Annotated in this window: 1 protein-coding gene and 4 pseudogenes; 3 read left to right on the top strand and 2 right to left on the bottom strand. The window is 59.4% G+C overall.

Annotation, left to right across the window (positions count from 1 at the left end):
- Together MTDSW087_RS29590 and oxlT are read right to left on the bottom strand one after the other, a co-directional pair.
- Positions 1–128: pseudogene (locus MTDSW087_RS29590) on the bottom strand (IS5 family transposase); the annotation flags it as partial.
- 386 nt (positions 129–514) lie between these two features.
- Positions 515–1831 (bottom strand): oxalate/formate MFS antiporter, encoded by a 1317-nt coding sequence (oxlT, locus tag MTDSW087_RS29585; protein WP_483403752.1) that lies wholly within the window; start codon positions 1829–1831, stop codon positions 515–517.
- A gap of 893 nt (positions 1832–2724) precedes the next feature.
- On the opposite strand from oxlT, the pseudogene MTDSW087_RS31560 reads away from it, so the two are divergent.
- The 3 pseudogenes from MTDSW087_RS31560 to MTDSW087_RS29570 all read left to right on the top strand — a co-directional run.
- Positions 2725–2835, top strand: a pseudogene (locus tag MTDSW087_RS31560) (recombinase family protein); the annotation flags it as partial.
- Positions 2822–2968, top strand: a pseudogene (locus MTDSW087_RS29575) (SUMF1/EgtB/PvdO family nonheme iron enzyme); the annotation flags it as partial. The pseudogenes MTDSW087_RS31560 and MTDSW087_RS29575, both read left to right, overlap by 14 nt.
- A pseudogene (locus tag MTDSW087_RS29570) lies at positions 2965–4529 on the top strand (arylsulfatase); the annotation flags it as partial. The pseudogenes MTDSW087_RS29575 and MTDSW087_RS29570, both read left to right, overlap by 4 nt.
- Between the last annotated feature and the right edge of the window lie 108 nt (positions 4530–4637).

The raw sequence follows: 4637 nt of genomic DNA, 5'->3' as shown, positions 1-4637 counted from the left end.
GCCCCGTTCTGATGCCGCCAGAGGATCGCCGAGATCGTGCGCCGAAGCTCCTGGGGCGGTGTCTTGGCCTTGGGCCGGCATTCCTCAATCAGAGGCTCCGACTCAGCCCACTGGGTGTCCGACAGCATTACGGCTCCTCGCTCGAAAAAGAGAAAACGCGAACAGCCGCAATCCGTTCAGGCGACAACAGACCCTAGCACTGGTGACCCACGCTTGAGACAGAAAAAACCCGCCCGCAAGAATTTTGCAGGCGGGTCCAAGTTATCCGTTCTGAAAGCACCAACTTCGCACGTGCGAAGGAGGAATGTGCATTCATACATATAGGCAGTTCGCTGTCAATACAAAAGCGCTAGACTGATAGTATTGAAATTTGTTTTGATTTTGTTCTCCGATTTGCCACGGAAAAATAAACTGACGGTGCGCCGACTTGATAATCCATTAATAGAGGCAGGATCCGGAGGGATATCTCCAGACCCTGCCTCGACATTGGCGTTCTATCGGGAGCTGAAATCTCCTAGGCTACGGCGACCTTTGCGCCGGTCGTGACATCTACCTCGGACTGAGCGTTGGCAACAACTCGCTTGCGCCAGGGTTTCAGCACCGCGATAGCGAGGACCGAGGCCAGGATGTTAGCGCCGGCGGCCGCCAGGAATACGCCGTCCCAACTGCCAGTGCCCTGCTGCAGATAGTTGGCGATCGGCACGAGCAGCGCCGCGGTTCCCTTGGCCGTGTAGAGCAGGCCGGCGTTGGTAGCCGCAAACTTCGAGCCGAATGTGTCCGTACAGGTTGAGGGGAAGAGGGAGTAGATCTCGCCCCAGGCGAAGAAGACGAACCCGGATAGGAGCACGAACCACAGCGGATCGTGACCCCAGAGGTAGAGCATGTAAATGCCAAATCCCTCCATTGCGAAGGCGATGAACATCGTGTTCTCGCGGCCGATCTTGTCCGAGACCCAACCGAAGAAGGGGCGCGTGAGGCCGTTGAGGACTCGGTCGATCGTTGCCGCGAAGGTGATGGCCACCATCGTCACACCGAGTAGGGTGACTGGCACCTTGTCAACGCCGATGTCGGCGGCGATCGGCTTCAGGTTGGCGGTGATCATCAGGCCGCCGGCACCGACGATGACGTACATGAAGTACATCAGCCAGAAGATCGGCTGGCGCACCACCTCGCTCGGCGTGTAGTTGCGGCGCGACTGGACGTTCGCGTTGTTGCTCGACACGTCCGGTATCTGACCCTTGCGCGGGGCGGACAGGAAGAACGCCAGTGCCGCCACGATCACACCTTGGCCTATGCCGAAGTAGAGGAAGGCTGCCTGAAAGCCTTTGTCGGCGATCATCCACTGGATTGAGGCAACGGTCAGCGCCGAGCCAGCGCCGAAGCCGGCGGCCGTGATGCCGGAGGCCAATCCGCGCTTGTCGGGAAACCACTTGAGGGCATTGCCCACGCATGTGCCATAGACAGCACCTGCGCCCAGACCGGCAATGACTTGACCGAGGTAGAATGCGTTGAGTGAACCAGCATAGGCGTTGATGACCCAGCCAACGCCGCATAGGATGCCGCCGAACAAGATGACGACCTTGGGGCCGTACTTATCGACGAACCAACCTTCGATCGGAACGAGCCATGTCTCGAACAGCACGAAGAGGGTGAACGCCCACTGGATAGCAGCACGGTCGAAACCAAAGGTCTTCTGGATCTCGGGGACGAAGAAGGTCCAACCGTATTGGAGATTGGCAATCATCACCATGCAGATGACGCCGAGGACGAGCTGCATCCAGCGATAGCTGTCTGAAACCCTCTTAGGCTGCAACGTTTCTGGCGTTACCATAGATATTCCCTCGCCTATTTTTGTGGAATTTACTTCGTCTTGCCGGTTTCGTCTTCTAGAAGCTTCGGACAAGAAAATTTGTTCGCATCCCGGCTCTTGCTAGGTGCGGGAATAACTCGAGTAGAGGTGGCCGCCTATCAGCCGGAACGATTGGTCGGCCGTGGGCGGTTGAGAGCGACATGCGCAGCCGCGCTCAAGCTGAGATTTTGCCGAAGCGGAGCTTTGGCGCTCAGTTCGTATACTGTATGCCAGGATTACCCGTGCGGCGATGTGCGTCAAGGGCAACATGCATTTTTTTGCGTCTGCCGCGGATTATTTCTGGCCCTACGCAGCAATGAAAGCGTGGTCGGCGCGGGACGGCCGTTGCACCCGCACTATGCTGCCATTTGTGCCGAGCTATCTCGTTCCACAGCATCGACGCTTTCCCACCGATCGTGGCTGAGTGGCCTGCTGCTGGTTTCACGAACACCTGGTTTGGGCGTGATGATGAGACCGGAGGGGTGGCGGCGCTGACTTGGTGAAGTAGCGCTCGCTCTTCGTTCAATGCCTGGCCCACGGTTTGAGGCTCGCTGAGCGCACCAAAGGCGCGACGCTATCGGCTGCCGAGGATGAGAGCAGAAGCCTAGCTTCGTTATAATCTGAATAAAAATCAAAAATTTCAGAAATGCATTTGGCGAATAGTGTATTATATCGTACATCATTTTGCCCTTAGAAAAGACGCACCGATCTAAATAAACAGTGCAGTTGAATGTTTTATTTGATTTGTGCCTTGATTGTTTCGTTGAAATATTTCCGATTTCGCTAAATTCTCCTGGCTATGCTTCGCCGAAGGCGAAGCGGGTTGATAGGATGGGATGAGCGAGCCTCTGGGGAACGGGCTGTGTGACAAGTCCATGGGAACTCATGGACTTGTCACGCCGAGCCCGAGACCCCTCGTGGCCTACCTGCGGGTGAGCACCGACAAGCAGGGGCGAAGCGGGCTCGGGATCGAGGCGCAGCGTGAAGGGCGGCTCACATCTCTGCGCGCCGAACTACTGCCGGCGCTACCGGCCCGCAGCCCGCCACCCACAGCCGATCGACACCTCCACGAGCCATGTGGGCTTCCGGACCATCATCTGGGAGAGGACTGAGCCATGAGTGACGACTCACACGAGACGAAGCAGGCGAGCCCCGAAGAGGGAAGCACTCTCAACCGCCGCAACATTCTTCTCGCTGGGACGTCGGCCCTCGCGGCTGCCGCGATGGTGTCGCCTGCCTCGACCAGTTCCGCACAGGCCCAGTCACAGGCCCAGCAGCAGCCGACGGTCGGGCAGAAGCCGAACATCCTCGTCATCATGGGCGACGACATCGGCATCTGGAACATCGGCGCTTATCACCGCGGCATGATGGCCGGACGGACGCCCCATCTCGACCGGATCGCCGCCGAGGGCATGCTGTTTACTGATTACTACGCGGAGGCGAGCTGCACACCGGGACGTGCGGCCTTCATCACCGGTGAGCTGCCGATCCGCACCGGCATGACCACGGTCGGTCGGGCGGGCGCCCCGATCGGCATTCCGGCGGAGGCCGTGACCATCGCCACCGCGCTGAAGGGCATGGGCTACGCCACAGGCCAGTTCGGCAAGAACCACCTGGGTGACAAGAACGAGTTCCTGCCAACGGTGCACGGGTTCGACGAGTTCTTCGGTTATCTCTACCACCTCGACGCGATGGAAGATCCGGCCCATCCCGCCTATCCGCAGGAGCTGCTGAACAGGGTCGGCCCGCGCAACATGGTTCATTCGTGGGCAACGAACGTGGACGATCCCACTGAGGACCCACGCTGGGGCAGGGTCGGCAAGCAGCGGATTGAGGATGCTGGCACGCTCTACCCGAAACGGATGGAGACGGTGGACGAGGAGATCCGCGACCTGGCGATCGGGTTCATTGACAAGGCCAAAGCCGAGACAACAAGCAGTTCTTCCTCTGGCTCAATCCGACACGGATGCACGTCGTCACCCACCTGTCCGAGCCGTACCAGCGGCGCCGCACGCCGGAGAACGGGTGGTCAGTCCAAGAGGCCGGCATGTCCCAGCTCGACGACATCGTCGGCTCGGTCATGCAGAAACTGAATGATCTCGGCGTGGCCAATGACACCATCCTGGTCTTCTCGACCGACAACGGGGCCGAGAACTTCACTTGGCCGGACGGTGGCCAGACACCGTTCGCCGGCGGCAAGGGCACGGCGCTCGAAGGCGGCTTCCGCGTCCCGGCCATCGTCCGTTGGCCCGGCAAGATGCCGGCCGGCAAGGTCGAGAACAGCATCATGTCAGGTCTTGATTGGTTCCCAACCCTCGTGGCGGCGGCCGGCAATGACAACATTATCGATGAGCTGAAGAAGGGGAAACAGATCGGCGACAGGACCTATAAGGTGCATCTCGACGGCTACAACCAAGCCGATCTCAACACAGGCAAGGGTCCATCCAAGCGCAACGAGATCTTCTACTTCACCGAGAGCACGCTGAGTGCGGTGCGGATCGGCGACTACAAGTACCGCTTCACCGACCAACCTAATGGCTGGCTCGGAGCGACCGAGAAGGTGGATTGGCCCATCCTCACCAACGTTCGTCTAGATCCTTACGAGAGAACAGGCTTGTCCAACGGCAAGAGTGGGTCGCTTGCGTACTACAACTGGTTCGTGTTCGAGTTCTGGCGCTTCGCGTTCGCGGGTCGTGTCCCTGATGGTGGTGTAGCTCGCTGGTAGCGGGAGAGCCCGCCTGCGCGCCCTTCACAGCGCTGTAGCAGGCGGGCTCTCCCGCGGGGTGGC

This window comes from Methylobacterium dankookense, from assembly GCF_902141855.1.
GTDB lineage: Bacteria > Pseudomonadota > Alphaproteobacteria > Rhizobiales > Beijerinckiaceae > Methylobacterium > Methylobacterium dankookense.
Note: the sequence above shows the minus strand (reverse complement) of the source record. Positions and strands in the feature narration are given on the sequence as shown.

Excerpts from the sequence above, each read along its gene's own strand:
- oxlT (WP_483403752.1), bottom strand. The coding sequence starts at position 1,831 with ATGGTAACGCCAGAAACGTTGCAGCCTAAGAGGGTTTCAGACAGCTAT.